General features: G+C 40.1%; 14 protein-coding genes. 5 read left to right on the top strand and 9 right to left on the bottom strand.

Translation table 11 applies throughout. From position 1 onward, the window contains the following. Window positions 1–181: 181 nt before the first annotated feature. The gene (locus A3GE_RS0100535) at window positions 182–847 is read left to right on the top strand and encodes an OmpW/AlkL family protein (protein WP_018355332.1); all 666 of its coding nucleotides are present in this window, start codon (window positions 182–184) and stop codon (window positions 845–847) included. Between the two features lie 54 nt (window positions 848–901). Here the strand turns inward: A3GE_RS0100535 and purN are convergent, their stop codons facing one another. The 3 genes from purN to A3GE_RS0100520 all read right to left on the bottom strand — a co-directional run bounded on the left by purN (window position 902) and on the right by A3GE_RS0100520 (window position 3,065). Then, window positions 902–1,543 (bottom strand): phosphoribosylglycinamide formyltransferase, encoded by a 642-nt coding sequence (gene purN / locus A3GE_RS0100530; RefSeq protein WP_018355331.1) that lies wholly within the window; start codon window positions 1,541–1,543, stop codon window positions 902–904. Between the two features lie 57 nt (window positions 1,544–1,600). After that, window positions 1,601–2,638 carry a phosphoribosylformylglycinamidine cyclo-ligase gene (gene purM / locus A3GE_RS0100525; protein WP_018355330.1) on the bottom strand — a complete coding sequence of 346 codons (1,038 nt, stop codon included), beginning with the start codon at window positions 2,636–2,638 and terminating at the stop codon, window positions 1,601–1,603. Window positions 2,639–2,777: 139 nt separating this feature from the next. Beyond that, complete coding sequence (locus A3GE_RS0100520; RefSeq protein ID WP_018355329.1) at window positions 2,778–3,065, bottom strand: YfcZ/YiiS family protein; 288 nt, start codon at window positions 3,063–3,065, stop codon at window positions 2,778–2,780. Between the two features lie 203 nt (window positions 3,066–3,268). Between A3GE_RS0100520 and A3GE_RS0100515 the strand changes: the two genes are divergently transcribed. The 3 genes from A3GE_RS0100515 to mutH all read left to right on the top strand — a co-directional run bounded on the left by A3GE_RS0100515 (window position 3,269) and on the right by mutH (window position 5,863). After that, window positions 3,269–4,594, top strand: coding sequence for an outer membrane protein transport protein (locus A3GE_RS0100515; protein WP_018355328.1), 1,326 nt, complete (start codon window positions 3,269–3,271; stop codon window positions 4,592–4,594). Between the two features lie 70 nt (window positions 4,595–4,664). Beyond that, a complete protein-coding gene (locus tag A3GE_RS0100510; protein WP_018355327.1) occupies window positions 4,665–5,204 on the top strand; it encodes a methylated-DNA--[protein]-cysteine S-methyltransferase in 540 nt (179 codons plus the stop codon). Then, window positions 5,201–5,863: a DNA mismatch repair endonuclease MutH gene (gene mutH / locus A3GE_RS0100505; RefSeq protein ID WP_018355326.1), complete on the top strand. Its 663-nt coding sequence runs from the start codon at window positions 5,201–5,203 to the stop codon at window positions 5,861–5,863. The genes A3GE_RS0100510 and mutH overlap by 4 nt, the downstream gene beginning before the upstream one ends. Window positions 5,864–5,927: 64 nt before the next feature. Here the strand turns inward: mutH and A3GE_RS0100500 are convergent, their stop codons facing one another. From A3GE_RS0100500 to znuC, 6 genes are all read right to left on the bottom strand, one after another. Continuing rightward, window positions 5,928–6,545 (bottom strand): MarC family protein, encoded by a 618-nt coding sequence (locus A3GE_RS0100500; protein ID WP_018355325.1) that lies wholly within the window; start codon window positions 6,543–6,545, stop codon window positions 5,928–5,930. Between the two features lie 78 nt (window positions 6,546–6,623). After that, window positions 6,624–7,913: a tRNA lysidine(34) synthetase TilS gene (gene tilS / locus A3GE_RS0100495; RefSeq protein WP_018355324.1), complete on the bottom strand. Its 1,290-nt coding sequence runs from the start codon at window positions 7,911–7,913 to the stop codon at window positions 6,624–6,626. Continuing rightward, entirely contained in the window at window positions 7,913–8,779 is an 867-nt protein-coding gene (pdxY, locus tag A3GE_RS0100490) for a pyridoxal kinase (protein ID WP_018355323.1), read from the bottom strand. Before pdxY ends, tilS begins: the two co-directional genes overlap by 1 nt. A gap of 155 nt (window positions 8,780–8,934) precedes the next feature. Beyond that, window positions 8,935–9,882 (bottom strand): acetyl-CoA carboxylase carboxyl transferase subunit alpha, encoded by a 948-nt coding sequence (gene accA / locus A3GE_RS0100485; RefSeq protein WP_018355322.1) that lies wholly within the window; start codon window positions 9,880–9,882, stop codon window positions 8,935–8,937. Between the two features lie 90 nt (window positions 9,883–9,972). Next, window positions 9,973–10,758: a zinc ABC transporter permease subunit ZnuB gene (gene znuB, locus A3GE_RS0100480; RefSeq protein WP_018355321.1), complete on the bottom strand. Its 786-nt coding sequence runs from the start codon at window positions 10,756–10,758 to the stop codon at window positions 9,973–9,975. Next, window positions 10,758–11,561: a zinc ABC transporter ATP-binding protein ZnuC gene (gene znuC / locus A3GE_RS0100475; protein WP_026215330.1), complete on the bottom strand. Its 804-nt coding sequence runs from the start codon at window positions 11,559–11,561 to the stop codon at window positions 10,758–10,760. The genes znuB and znuC overlap by 1 nt, the downstream gene beginning before the upstream one ends. Before the next feature lie 177 nt (window positions 11,562–11,738). Between znuC and mepM the strand changes: the two genes are divergently transcribed. Continuing rightward, window positions 11,739–13,184, top strand: a complete 1,446-nt coding sequence (gene mepM / locus A3GE_RS0100470) for a murein DD-endopeptidase MepM (protein WP_018355319.1) — start codon at window positions 11,739–11,741, stop codon at window positions 13,182–13,184. Window positions 13,185–13,399 lie beyond the last annotated feature (215 nt).

The raw sequence follows: 13,399 nt of genomic DNA, 5'->3' as shown, positions 1-13,399 counted from the left end.
GGTGAAGGATAGAATTTGTGATTTCAGGTTTTTAAACTAAAAATTAAAATAATTTTATTAAATGTTTAAAAGCTTGAATTAGATCACAGAATTTATACTCAATATGGAGTATATTACAAGCCGAAAATAACCATAGTCATTTTATGGTTATAAATTAAACATTATACTTAAGGAGTTCAATATGAAAAAAACTGCATTAGCATTAGGTTTAACCGCAGCATTATTTGCCGGTGTAGCAAATGCTCACCAAGCCGGAGATGTTATTTTACGTGCCGGTGGTGTGTTTGTGTCAGCAAATTCTGAATCTACAACTAAAACTAATACGCAGGTTAATTTAGAAGTGAGTGACAATGCTCAATTGGGTTTAACCGGTACTTATATGTTCACTGATAATATTGGTTTAGAGTTGTTAGCTGCAACACCTTTCTCACACAAAGTGAGTGCGAATGTACCAGCATTAGGTGCGGCTTCAAATCTTGGTGATGTAGTGAAAGTAAAACAATTACCGCCAAGTTTATATTTACAGTATTATTTCTTAGATAAAGATGCAGGTTCTCGTCCATACCTTGGGGCAGGTTTAAACTATACGCGTTTCTTTAATGCAAAATCAACAAATCCGTTAATTACTGATGTTAATGTGAAAAAACATTCTTTTGCACCTGTTGTCAATGCGGGTATTGATATTAAATTAACGGATAATTTATATTGGAATACTGCAATGTGGTACACCCGCATTAAAACTACCGCTAAATTTAAAGTTCCAGCTGTAACAGCGGGTTATGAACACGAAGTGAAACTAAAACTTGATCCGTTTGTGTTCTTCACCGGTTTAGCATATCGTTTCTAATTATCAATTGTCCTCTATTCAACAAGAAAGCGATGAATGATTTCATCGCTTTTTTTATTCGTCACTGGCATAACCTTGCTCAGATAATGGCTTTCCGTCTAAATAGGCAATACCTTCTTTTAAGGTTAAACGATCTTCAATAAACCATTTAACCGCCATAGGGTAAATACGATATTCTTGCTCTCTTGTGCGTAATTCAATGTCTTCCACATTATCATCTGGGAAAATAGGCACTTTGGCTTGTAAGATGATTGCGCCTCCATCGACTTCTTCATTCACAAAATGAACCGTCGTACCGTGTTCGGTATCTCCTGCCTCTAGAGCCCGTTGATAAGTGTTGAGACCTGCATATTTAGGAAGTAGAGAAGGGTGAATATTTAAAATTTTTCCTTGGAAACGTTGAGTAAATTCAGGCGTCAAAATTTTCATATAGCCGGCAAGCACAATGAGATCAACCTCAAAACTTTCTAAATAATCGCCAATTTTGCGATCCATCTCTTGATTGTTAGTAAAATTTTGACGTAAAAAAACACCCGTAGGAATGACCGCACTTTTTGCCCGTTCAAGCCCAAAGGCATCACTTTTATTACTGACCACACAGGCAATTTTAGCGGAGATAAAGCCTTTTTCACAAGCATCAATGATAGCTTGTAGATTATTTCCTTGTCCTGAAATCAGAACGGCAATTTTTTTCATAAAGATCCTAAAATATTGAGAAAAGTAAAGGCGAACTTTCATTCGCCTTAAAGGGAGTTATTGAATTACAACTTGCTCTTCGCCATCTGTTGCCTGTTCAATATGTCCGATCAGCCATGCATTTTCACCGGCTTGTTTTAAAAGTGCCAATGCGGTTTCCACTTGATTTTGTGGAAGAGCAATCACCATCCCCACGCCGCAGTTAAAGGTACGATACATTTCATAAGTGGAAATATTACCTTGTTCTTGCAGCCATTTGAAAATTGGTTGCCACTCCCAACTTTTTTCATCAATGACTGCTTTGGTATTTTTGGGTAATACACGTGGAATGTTTTCCCAAAAACCACCACCGGTGAGATGAGCGATAGCATGAACATCCGTTTGTTTAATCAGGGATAAAATAGATTTCACATAAATTTTAGTCGGCGCAAGCACTTGTTCGCTTAATGGTTTACCGGCTAATTGTTCTGTTGCCGGATTGACACCGGAAACCTCAATTACTTTACGGATTAAAGAATAACCGTTTGAATGAGGCCCGCTTGAACCTAGGGCAATTAAGGCATCACCGCTACGAACTTGATTGCCGTCAATGATTTCGGATTTTTCTACTACGCCAACACAGAAACCGGCTAAATCATAATCACCCTCATGGTACATCCCCGGCATTTCTGCGGTTTCACCACCGACTAACGCACAGCCTGATTGTACGCAACCTTCCGCAATGCCTTTCACCACATCCGCTGCCACATCGACTTCTAATTTTCCGGTCGCATAATAATCTAAGAAAAACAACGGTTCGGCACCTTGTACGACCAAATCATTTACGCACATTGCGACTAAATCGATACCAATGGTATCGTGTTTCTTCAAATCAATGGCTAAGCGTAATTTTGTACCGACACCGTCAGTGCCTGAAACCAAAATAGGCTCTTTATATTTGCTTGGAATGGCGCATAATGCGCCGAATCCGCCCAAGCCACCAATCACTTCCGGACGTGTAGTGCGTTTGACATGTGGTTTGATTCGTTCGACAAGCTCATTGCCTGCATTAATATCGACGCCGGCATCTTTGTAACTTAATGATGGTTTGCTCACAATGTTTTTCCCATGTTAATTAAATGAAAAATCAGCGCGGATTGTATCAGTTTAGGCAAACGTTTGCGATAAATTTTATATGAAAAAAAGACCGCACTTTATAACTTTAATAAAAGTGCGGTCTCATTGAATACCGTTTTTAGCGATTCGCTAATTCAAAGATCATGGCTTCGGCTTGGCAACTAAAGGTAAAACTTGCATTTAATTGTACGCCACCTTCAACAGGCGATATTTCACTCACAATTTCACAAGGATCACTTTCTGTTTTACGTGCCTTTTCCGTGAGACTGGCGAGGGTTTGTTCCGCCTCTGCTTGGGTTGCATAAATTTGCTCAATATTAACGGTGCGCTCGGAACCGTCGATAATGGCTCCCACATCTACACAACTACAAGTCAATGATTCTTCTGCTTTGCATTTTACGGTCATATTTTGTCCTTATTTTGAAATTAAATTGGCGTCATTTTAGCACTTTTAAAAAGTAGATGAAAATTCACCGCACTTTAAATAGAAATCTTCACTGGTCGGAACTCTATAAAAATAAACAAAATGAATTTGCGCTCTAATAAATAGCGTTTTAGAATCTCACGGATTTTATTTTTATATAAATTATAAATAACAAAAGGTTCCCAATGAAAAAATTTAATCAATCTTTATTAACAACAGCAATGTTGCTTGCTGCCGGTGGTGCAAATGCCGCAGCGTTCCAATTAGCTGAAATTTCCACATCCGGTTTAGGGCGTGCCTATGCTGGTGAGGCTGCGATAGCGGATAATGCCTCTGTGGTGGCAACAAATCCGGCGTTGATGACGTTATTTAAACGTTCGGAAATTTCTTTTGGTGGTGTTTATGTTGATGCAAAGGTTAATTTAAAAGGAGAATTTACGTCAAATTCGCCACAAATTAGTAGATTATTGGTGAATAAAAACGCAGATCAAAATAGTGTTGTGCCTTCAGCCTTTGTTCCAAACGCTTATTTTGTTTATCCGATTAACGAGAAATTTTCTGTTGGTGGAGGAATGAATGTTCCTTTTGGCTTAAAAACGGAATTTGATTCACATTATAGTGCGGGTGTGTTTGGTGGAAAAACAGATTTAGCGGCGATTAATTTAAATCTTAGTGGTGCTTATCGTATTTCAGAAGGCTTGAGTTTCGGTTTAGGTATTAACGCACTCTATACCAAAGCAAAATTGGAACGAACAGCCGGTGTTGGCGCAGATTTAGTTAATGCTCGGGCTAGTGCACAAGCGAGTGCTCAAGCGGGTCAGCCTGTAAATGTAAAAGTGCTGGATAGCAGTGATGTAGTGACCCGTTTACAAGATAATGGATGGGGATTCGGTTGGAATGCCGGCTTGGTCTATGAATTTAATGAACGCAACCGTTTAGGGGTGGCTTATCATTCTCCGATTACTGTGAGTTATAAAGATAATACCGCTTTCAATCGTAACTTAAAGCGTGCAGACACAGCAGAATTGGATCTTGATTTACCGGGCTATTGGGAAATTTCCGGTTATCATAAAGTGACGGATAAATTTGCGTTCCACTATAGCTATAAATATACCGATTGGAAACGTTTTAAAGAGCTGAAAGCGACCTATAATAGCGATGGTGCAGAGGCTTTACAAAAAGATGAATATTTCCGTGGTAATTCCCGTATTGCCCTAGGGGTTTCCTATGATGCGACGAATAAGCTAACTTTACGTACCGGTATTGCTTATGATGAAACGGCTGCAGATCAATATCACTCTGCCTCGATACCTGATACGGATCGGACTTGGTATAGTTTAGGCGCGACCTATAAAGTGACGCCTGATTTATCAATTGATGTTGCCTATGCTCATTTAAAAGGTAAGAAAATAACATTTAAGGAGCAGCAAGAAAATATTCCTTTTGCCGTGAATTATACGAGTAAATCCACAGCCAACCTTTACGGTTTAAATGTAAATTATCGTTTCTAATCAGCAAAAAATTCCGCATAATAAAGCGTACTTCGGTACGCTTTTTTTATGTTAAAAAATGAGGCAGAAAATGACCGCACTTTATTACACTTATTATCCTTCCCCGGTGGGGAAACTTTTGATTCTATCTGATGGTGAACACATAACTCATATTGATTTTGAAAAAGAGCAGTTCGAACCAAACCCTAAATGGATTGAAAAAAGTGAGCTTCCTCTTTTTCAAAAAGTGCGGTCAGCTTTTGAGCGTTATTTTAAGGGAGAGGCAGAAAGTTTTTCGGATATTCCCTTGAAAACGGAGGGAACACCATTTCAACAAGCCATTTGGCAGGCATTACGGCAAATTGGTTATGGTGAAATCTCGAGTTATGGAGAATTGGCAAAAATGATTGATAATCCCAAAGCAGTGCGAGCCGTGGGGGGCGCAGTGGGAAGCAACCCGATTAGTATTATCATTCCATGCCACCGTATTTTAGGCAAAAATAAAACGCTCACCGGTTTTGGTGGTGGGCTAGCAGCGAAACGTTTTTTGCTCCAATTAGAAAATATTCCTTATATTGATAAAGGAACGGAAGATACTAAACCTCGTTTTTTCAAAAAATATCGCGAATGATTCCGCAAACATTAACGCAACTTCTTGAGCGCGCACAAGCTATCGCTGGATTAAGTTTTGGTGAACTTGCCGATGATCTTGGCATTCTGGCTCCCCCTGATTTAAAACGTGATAAAGGCTGGGTGGGAATGCTTTTGGAAACGGCATTAGGTGCCAGTGCTGGTAGTAAAGCCGAGCAAGATTTTGCCCATCTTGGTGTAGAGCTCAAAACCCTTCCTATTAATGAACAAGGCTTTCCGTTGGAAACCACCTTTGTCAGCCTTGCACCTCTGGTACAAAATTCCGGTGTGCAGTGGGAAAATTCTCACGTTCGTCATAAATTATCTTGTGTGCTTTGGATCCCTGTTGAAGGGTGCCGACATATTGCTCTGCGTGATCGCCATATCGGTTCACCGATTTTATGGCAGCCCAGCCCGGAACAAGAACGCCAATTAAAGCAAGATTGGGAAGAATTGATGGAATATATCACTTTGGGAAGGCTGAATGAAATTACTGCCCGTATTGGGGAAGTGATGCAGTTACGACCAAAAGGTGCAAATAGCAAAGCGATAACCAAAGGGATTGGAAAAAATGGCGAAGTGGTGGAAACATTGCCGTTGGGATTTTATTTGCGGAAGGAGTTTACAGCAGGGATCTTAAGGGATTTTTTAGGTAATTAGATTTCAAAAAAGAAAACAAAAAAGGCTCCCATCACAGAAGCCTAATTTTCGATCTCTAACCTTTTTACGCCACCTGAGTAAAAAAGTCCCTCAATCCGATTAATACATTGTTCACTGCCACAGTAGCCAAAATTAATCCCATTACACGGCTGATAATTGCTGCGCCGGAGTTTCCAATAAAGTGCTGAATGCGATTGGCGGCAAGTAATAAAATATAGGTGATTAATAATACCGCTAACATAATTCCGGCGGTAATAAATTGTTCGGTAAAATTAAAACGATGGTTGTCTGTTAAAAGCACTATCGCCATCATCGCACCCGGTGAGGCAATAGAGGGCACTGCAAGTGGGTAAACGGCAATTTCGGTGATATTTACTCTCATTTTAATTTCTTGTTCAGGTTTGCTTTCACCAAAAATCATTGTTAAAGCAAAGAGGAAAAGGACTAATCCCCCTGCGATTTGGAAAGCCGGAAGAGGAACTTGCATGGCTTCAAAGAGAATTTGTCCGCCAACTAAAAAGAAAAGTAGAATACCGGCAGAAATAATCACTGCGTTACGTGCAATTTTTCGGCGTTCTTCAAGGGAAAAACCAATAGTTTTAGAAAGATAAACGGGAATCGAGCCAATGGGGTCAATTACAGCCCAAAGTACAACAAATTGAACAATCAAAGAATCAAACATTTATTTTCCTTTATGTTATAAAAATATAAGCCTGAGTTATTTTATCAGATAAAAAGTATAAAGTGCGGTAAGTTTTGGCTATTTTTCGGAATGTTCAAAAACTTTGAAAAAACCGACCGCACTTTGTAATTTGTCACCATAAAAAATAAGTGGAATGCGGTTGCGTTGCCAGGGGGGAACCCCCAGTTTTTGCCATATTTTCTTGATCTCTTCCCTTGGGCGTTTCGGGTGGTATTTGATTTTTCCTGAATAGCCGAAGCGGATTTGAATCGGTAAATCAGTGGGCGGTAATTCAATGGAATATTGTTGCCAAGAAAAAATAAAGTGCATAGGGGTGCGTTGCAAATAAAGTCCGCCAAGATTATCTGGAAGCAAAATGTGGTTATCTTGCATTTCAAGACAAGCCCCCGTTACATCCAAAAAATCCGCGGTGAGATACAAACAGAATTGATAACGGCGGACAATCTGTTTTCCTAAATGAAACTGTGGATTGGCTTCTTTTTTAGCTAAAACCACGTCATTTATCAGTTGTTCGAGTTGGCGTTTACTTGGCATTTCCCATTGATTTAGAGAAAACCACATTCGCAAAAGTGCGGTCTGTTTTGCTGGCGAATATTGACTGAAATGGCGGAGTTGAAATTCCGTTGGTGTTTGGCAATGCTCAAGAAAACAGTCTTGTAGTAACTCATTAATCAGTTGTTGTTGCTCAAAACAATGTTGTGCAGAGCGTTGAACGGTGCGATCAAAATGTGTCCAACGTTCACGGACTTTTGGCAGAATTTCATTACGTAAAAAATTGCGTTCATAACGGTTATCATCGTTACTTTCATCATAAATCCAAGTCAAATTTTCAGTTTGTGCATAGTGTTCTAATTGTTCTCGAGTAAAAGAAAGCAATGGACGAAAAATATTCATACCAAATAATTCGCTTTGGGGTTGCATCGCCCCTAAACCTTGTAAACCACTGCCACGTTTTAGTGCAAGGAAAAAGGTTTCCGTTTGATCATTTAAATGGTGAGCGGTGGCGAGAGTTTCGTTGGGTTGAATATGATACTGAATAGCCTGATAACGGGCCTCACGCGCCCCTGCCTCAATACCCTTAGTTTGATCCACCTGAACATATTCAATAATTAACGGAATATGAAATTGATCACATAAAGATTGACAATGTTCAACCCAACTATCGGCATTAGGGCTTAACCCATGGTGGATATGAATGGCGCGAAGATGAAAGTGCGGTCGATTTTGACGGTGTTTTGCAAATAAAGAAAGAAGAGCAGTCGAATCCAAACCACCGCTCAAGGCGATAAGATAGTGTTGAGCGGTGGTTTGTTTAAGTTGTTGTTCAAAAGCCGAAAACAAATCCATTAGGCGATTTTTTCTGCTTTGTATTGAGCGGTCGGATTGAGAATTTCAAAACGTGCTGCAATGGTTTGTAGTTCGTAAGAATTGAGTTCAAAGGTAGTTTTCATCACGCCCGCCACTTCATTATTCATTGCTTCAAAGGCTTCCACATCCGATTTTCCATTGAGTAAATTCGCTAAGAATGTACCGGCGATTAAATCACCCACTCCCACCGGTTCAAAGTTGAATTGATAAAGCGGGCGGCTTAAATGCCAAATGCCTTCTGCTGTTGCCATAATGATTTCAAAGGTGTCCGGATCATTGATTTTTCCTACTTTGCCTAGATGTTTCACAAGGACTTTTTTCACGCCTTTATCCAATAAGGCTCGCACTGCTTTTAATACATCGTCAAAAGAATTGATTGGAAAATCGCTGAGTTGGCGTAGCTCATTAAGGTTTGGAGTCATAATATCCGCAATGGGAATGGCTTTTTCAATGAGTGCTTCGCGAACACCATTTGCCACCACACAAATTTTTTCCGGATTTGGCATCACAGGATCGCATAAATAAATTGCATTTGGGTTGTGTTTTTTAATTTGTTCTAAGGTATACAGGATTTGATCTACTTGTTCCGGTGAGCCTAAATAACCTGAAAGCAAAGCATCACACTCTTGTAATTTTTCGATATTATCCAAGCCGGTGACGATTTCACGGATTTGCTCTTGTGGAATCACCATACCCGTCCATTTTCCGTATTGTGTGTGGTTAGAAAATTGCACGGTATTGAGTGCCCATACATCTACTCCTAATAATTGCATTGGAAAAGTGGCAGATTTATTGCCGGCAAAGCCATATACTACGTGGGATTGGATGGAAAGTACATTTTTCATATTTATCTCCTTTTTATTAATGTGATTTTCCGTATATCGAATCCAAAATTGATTCGTAAGATGGGTGAACCGTTGTTTGACGTGCTTCTAAAATAATATTCAATAATTTTTCACGAAAAAAGAGCGAAAAATAACCGCTCTTTTTTTTAACTCACTTAGCAATAGCCATAAGACATTAAACGTTGGTAACGTCTGGTTAATAACTCTTCTTTATCTAAGCTATCAAGTTCAGCCAAATCTTCGCTTAATCGTTTTTTCAAATTTTCAGCCATCAAAGTATAATTACGATGTGCGCCACCTAATGGTTCCGGTACGATATTATCAATTAAATTAAGTTCTTTTAAACGTAAAGCCGTTAGCCCCATAACTTCTGCTGCGGTTGAGGCTTTTTCTGCACTTTTCCACAAAATAGAGGCACAACCTTCCGGTGAAATAACGGAGTAGGTGGAATATTGCAGCATATTTACTTTGTCGCCCACGCCGATTGCCAACGCACCGCCCGAGCCACCTTCACCGATTACGGTACAGATGACAGGAACGGATAATTGCGACATTTCACGCAAATTGCGTGCAATGGCCTCCGCTTGTCCCCGTTCTTCTGCACCAATACCGGGATAGGCGCCCGGAGTATCAATAAAAGTGATGATTGGGAGTTTAAAACGTTCCGCCATTTCCATTAAACGTAAAGCTTTGCGATAACCTTCCGGAGCGGGCATACCAAAGTTACGTTTTACTTTATCTTTAACTGTGCGACCTTTTTGATGACCGATAACCATCACAGGGCGACCGTCCAAACGTGCCAATCCGCCAACAATGGCTTTGTCATCAGCAAAAGCACGATCACCGGCAAGCTCTTCAAATTCGGTAAAAATATGTTCAATATAATCAAGGGTATAAGGTCGGTTTGGATGGCGAGCCATACGTGAAACCTGCCAAGCATCAAGGTTGGCGAAGGTTTTTTTGGTTAATTCATCGCTTTTCTTTTGTAAACGTGTAATTTCGTCTGTTAAATCAACTTTATCATTAGAGGCAGAGCGTAATGCACCGATTTTTGCTTCTAATTCGGCAATCGGCAATTCAAAATCTAAATATTCTTGGGTCATTTTCTTATCCTAAAAAACACCGTAAAAAATCCACCGCACTTTATCAAGAATTAACTGGTGGCGCAAATAGTTTTCACTGGTTGGGCGAGCTTACAAACGTGCCTTTTTTAGTAATGACAAAACAAATAAGAAGGTCGAGCAAATAACAACCGATGGGCCTGCTGCCGTGTCATAAAATGCTGAAAGTATTAATCCGCCAATAATCGAAAGCATACTTATCATAACGGCAAACCCAACCATAGATTCGGGAGTTTTGGCGAAACGGCGTGCGGTCGCTGCCGGAATGATCAGTAAGGAGGTAATAATTAGCGCGCCGACAAATTTCATACTTAGTGCAATAGTAAGGGCGGTCAAAATCATCAAAATAAAACGCATTTTTTTAATGTTTATGCCTTCCACTTGGGCGAGTTCCGGCGAAACGGTGGTAGAAAGGAGGGCTTGCCAAAAATGGAGTAACGTACCAAGTACGATTATCACACCGATAGTGATATAAATTAAATCGGTGTAATTTATCGCTAATAAATCACCGAATAAATAGCTCATCAAATCAACACGAACATTTTTTAGCAAACCGACGGTGACAACACCGAGCGATAAACAACTGTGTGCAATAATACCGAGCAAGGTATCAATGGAAAACTGAGTGTTGCTTTCCAGCCACACCATAACAATCGCCAAAATAAGGGTGAGTACGACTATCGCGATATAAGGATTGATGTGTAAGAAAATCCCCAATGCAACGCCGAGTAAAGCCGAATGAGAAAGCGTATCGCCAAAGTATGCCATTTTACGCCATACTACAAAGACCCCAAGCGGTGCGGTGATGAGGGATAATAGAATGCCGGTAAGCAGTGCCGGAAATAGAATTTCAAACATTAAGTATCCTTATTTTGACAACGATTAGCTGTGCCGTTACAGCGACAAACATCACCGTGTAAATTATGGTGATGGTTGTGGCGATGGGTGTAGAAGCCAACATTTTGTGAAAGCCGGTTGCCCCATAAACGTATAAATGTAGGGTTATTTGATAGCGTTTCCGGTGTGCCGGCACAGCAAATGTGCTGATTAATACAAATCACTTCTTTACTATCCGCCATCACAATATGTAAATCATGGGAGACCATTAATACGGCACAATTTAATTGCTGTTGGGTTTGATGAATGAGTTGATAAAGCTCTGCCTGACCGGTGATATCCACCCCTTGAGTAGGTTCGTCCAATACTAATAAATTCGGTTTGTTTAAAATCGCACGGGCGAGCAATACTCGTTGCATTTCACCACCGGAAAGTTTTTGCATATTATTTTTGCGTAAATGTGTAATCGAAAGTTGCTCAAGTGCGGTTGAAATTTCGGATGTTTTTGCCCCCTTTTTTAGGGCAAGAAAACGTTCTACCGTAAGAGGCAAACTGTGATCTAAGTAAATTTTTTGCGGTACATAGCCAATACGTACATTTTGACTATAAACGACTTCGCCTGATGTCGGTTGTTGCAGTTTTAAGAGCGTTTTTAACAATGTGGATTTCCCACCGCCATTTGGTCCAACGATGGTGATGATAGATTGGGGATAAATATTTAAATTGATATTTTGTAATGCTGTTTTTTGTTCAAATACCACATTGATATTTTTGAGTTCTATTAATGGGGAATTTGGATCACATTGAATGGAATGAATTTGCATAATGCCGCCTATGTCAAATTTAGCGGCTAACATTAGCTCATTTTGCCATCTTTCTCAAGATGTTCTCTCTTTATGGTGAATATTTCGACAACTTTTTTATGTATTTTAGGGTAGAATGAACCTCCTTTATGATTCGCAGTCTGAAGACGATATTATTTTCACTTTAGGTACTTATTCTTGCAACATGTTAAATTAGCCCGAGACAGAAGAAAAAGAAAATCCCGTATTAAAGCGGCGATTTTTTTTGTCGCATTGGCGTTAATTTTCAGCGGTGTTATGTTGGGATTGAAAGATAGTGCGGAATCGGAACCGTCGGTTCAAAGTAATCTTGAGCCAGAAATAGTGGATGACGTGCAGTATCAGCCCCTCAAACCGGAAGAAAATCTGCATACCCCGCCAGTATCTGAACAGTCACATACTGAGGATGCCACCTCTTATGATGATGAATTGCAGGCTCAAGATGATGAAGCGGAAGAAGTTAAACCGGAATTTGACGAGCTTAATGATCTTCCGCAAGATGCCCAAGATGCCTTGAGTGGTTTATTGGATGTCGCCGATCAAGCCTTACGTATTACCCATCAATTTAGTCATACTGTTGTACGTGGCGATACTTTAAAAGACGTATTAGAATTTTCAGGGTTGGAGGATGATACGGCAAAAGGATTAATCGCCTCTTATCCTGAACTTAAAAATCTTCAAGCAGGACAACAATTTTATTGGATTTTAGATAAAAATGATCAACTGGAATATTTAAACTGGCTTGTTTCTGAGAAGGAAGAGCGGATTTATGAACGTGTTGAAGAGGGAAAATTCAAACGTCAAATTTTAGAGAAACAAAGCGTTTGGAAAAAAGAAGTGCTGAAAGGGAAAGTGAGCGGATCTTTTGCAGCGAGCTTGCGTTCTTTAGGCTTAGAAGCTCGTCAAATCTCACAATTAAGTTCTGCATTACAATGGCAAGTGAGTTTGCGAAAACTCAAAAAGGATACAAAATTTTCGGTTTTGGTTTCCCGTGAATATTTGGGTGATAAATTGACCGGACAGGGGAATGTCGAAGCGATCCATATCCTTGCAGACGGTAAGAGTTATTATGCGATTCAAGCGGCAAACGGTCGTTATTATAACCAACAGGGTGAAACCCTAGGTAAGGGGTTTGCTCGTTACCCATTACAACGTCAGGCACGGGTTTCTTCTGGATTTAATCCGAATCGTCGTCATCCGGTGACCGGGCGTGTACGCCCTCATAAAGGCGTGGATTTTTCTGTGCCTCAGGGGACTCCGGTGATTGCTCCGGCAGATGCTTTAGTTGAAAAAGTCGCTTATCAAGCAGGGGGCGCGGGTCGCTATGTGGTATTGCGTCATGGGCGTGAATACCAAACGATATATATGCACTTAAGTCGCCCGTTGGTTCGGGCTGGACAAACCGTGAAAAAAGGCGAACGTATCGCCCTTTCCGGTAATACGGGTATTTCAACCGGACCTCATTTGCATTATGAGTTCCATATTAATGGGCGGGCGGTTAATCCGCTTAGCGTGAAATTACCGGGAACAAGCAGTATGGCAACTGCGGAACGTAAACAATTCCTGAGAAGAGCAAAAGAAGCAGAGCGAATGCTAAAACTATAATTCAGATTTAATTGAAAAAGTGCGGTTAAAATTAACCGCACTTTATTGAGCCTTCGATAAAAAATGCCGGTTAAGAGACGAATTAGCTGAATTGGCTTCCGTAGTGAGGTAAGTGAGAAAGAAGCAAAAAATATAGCTATTAGTATGAAAGCAAAATGAATGTCTTTGCCTTTAGTGGTCAGGAATCAATGGAGATAATCTCAAAAGAATTGAAC

The sequence above is a fragment of the Rodentibacter pneumotropicus DSM 21403 genome (assembly GCF_000379905.1).
GTDB lineage: Bacteria > Pseudomonadota > Gammaproteobacteria > Enterobacterales > Pasteurellaceae > Rodentibacter > Rodentibacter pneumotropicus.
This window is presented reverse-complemented; position numbering and strand designations above follow the sequence as displayed.